The sequence below is a fragment of the Microbacterium sp. Bi128 genome (assembly GCF_918698205.1).
Window position 1 is genome coordinate 1 of sequence record NZ_CAKKMM010001149.1, and the last position, 1,651, is coordinate 1,651.

Sequence of the window (1,651 nt, forward strand, 5' to 3'; positions counted from 1 at the left end):
CTCCGGACATGCGGACACTGACAAATGAACCACAAGGCCGGCGGCCAGCAGGTCCTCCGTGATCTGGCCGCCGGACTGCCCGGTGCCCACCACCAGCACGGCACCGTCGGGCAGTTGCTGCGGGTTGCGGTAGTCGTGGCTGTGGAGCTGGTGCACGTGCCGCGGGAGACCGGCGGACGCGGCAGGGATGCGCGGGCGCTGGAAGGCGCCGTTCGACAGGATCACGTTATCTGCCGTGAAGCGCCCGCCGCCGCTCTCCACACTGAAGTGGCTGCCCTCCCTGGCGATCAGGGTGGCCTCCGTGCCCAGCCGCACCGGCGCGGCAATCCGCCGCGGTGTCGGGGGACAGCATGGCTGCTTCCTGGCGGCCTGAGCCATGGCGGCGCGGGCTGGCCGACGTGAGCGCCAAAGGCCCGGTTCCCCAGAAGTGCGGGACAATGGAAGTCCCGAACCACGAAAGCGGGCCACCTTGCTTAGTCTCCAGCACGATGCCGACGGCTTCGCCCGGCTGACCCCATGGGACTGAGCGGCGCCGGCGGCGCCGGCCATCTCGATCCGCTGCTGTATCCGTGGGCCCCGCCCGTGGCCTCGGGTGTCATGGACGGCAATGAATTCCGGCCCCTTGAGCTTTCAGCCGGACTGGATGAAGCCCTCGCGCAAGCCAGCGCGGCACCGCTGGAAGCCCGGTCCCTGGTGGTCGCCATCGGCTCGAATTCAAGCGCCGACGTGATGCGGCGGAAATTCGCCAACTACCACCAGCCTGTCAGCACGGTCCTGCCGCTGGTCCGGGGGCAGCTCCACAACATTGCCGTTGGCCACTCCGCCCACGTGAGCAAGGCCGGCTACATCGCCGCCGCCCCGTATCCGCTGATGGGAGAGTGCACAGCGGTCTGGCTTTCGTGGCTGGACGATGTCCAACTGATGGCCCTCGACGAAACGGAGCCCAACTACCGGCGGATCCAGCTCGACGGCGAAGCCTGCCCGCTCGTGGTGGACCACGGGGAACGTCCGGAGGAGTTTTCGCTGTTCACCTCGCGCTGGGGCGTGCTGACCGATGGCGGCGGCGGGAAGCTTCCCTTCCTCGACCAGTCTGCCCTTTTCGGGCTCCTCGCCGGCAGCGGCACCGGGGACCTTCTGGAGGAGGGGAAGTCCGTGTTCGACGGGCCGCCGGGGCTTGTTGCCGAGCAACTCGGGATACCCGCGGTCCAGGCATGGGCCAGGGAATGGTTCAGCTCGGCCGGCCTCGCCGCGCCAGTGGACTTCGACCGGCCCTGCACCGGGTAGCCACCCCTCTGGAACGTCGCCGTCACCGGGCGGCGATGTTCTGTGCCTTGTTCTCCGCGATGTGCTGCGCAATGTATTCGGCATCGCGGCCCACGCCCGCCACGATGGACGAGCCGTGCCCGGTCAGCCACGGCAGCCCTACGGCGTACAAGCCCGGGTGTTCGGTGACGCCGCGGTGGTGCCGGGGGTAGTTCCATTCGTCCAGCACCGGGATGTCCAAGATACTGAAGTCCAGCCGGTAGCCCGTGGCCCAGAGGACCGACGTGACGTTGGCGGCTTCGAGATTCAGCCGCGCCGGCTCCGAAGGAAGCCAATCGGCCTTGCGCGGCGGCTCCGGCTCCGGTGCGGGCATGGCGGTGGCGGCAAT

Annotated in this window: 2 protein-coding genes and 1 pseudogene; 1 reads left to right on the forward strand and 2 read right to left on the reverse strand. The window is 68.9% G+C overall.

Translation table 11 applies throughout. The features are described 5' to 3' along the window. Positions 1-315 (reverse strand): NAD(P)-binding domain-containing protein (locus LQV45_RS30675; protein WP_230011043.1); only part of this gene is annotated, 315 nt, incomplete at its 3' end. 201 nt (positions 316-516) lie between these two features. Here LQV45_RS30675 and LQV45_RS30680 point away from each other — a divergent pair. After that, positions 517-1,284 carry a hypothetical protein gene (locus tag LQV45_RS30680; RefSeq protein WP_230011044.1) on the forward strand — a complete coding sequence of 256 codons (768 nt, stop codon included), beginning with the start codon at positions 517-519 and terminating at the stop codon, positions 1,282-1,284. A gap of 22 nt (positions 1,285-1,306) precedes the next feature. On the opposite strand, the pseudogene LQV45_RS30685 reads toward LQV45_RS30680, so the two are convergent. Then, a pseudogene (locus tag LQV45_RS30685) lies at positions 1,307-1,651 on the reverse strand (FAD-dependent oxidoreductase); the annotation flags it as partial.

What these genes read in the sequence shown, in the direction of transcription:
- LQV45_RS30680 (WP_230011044.1), top strand. Translation starts at nt 517, where the DNA reads ATGGGACTGAGCGGCGCCGGCGGCGCCGGCCATCTCGATCCGCTGCTG.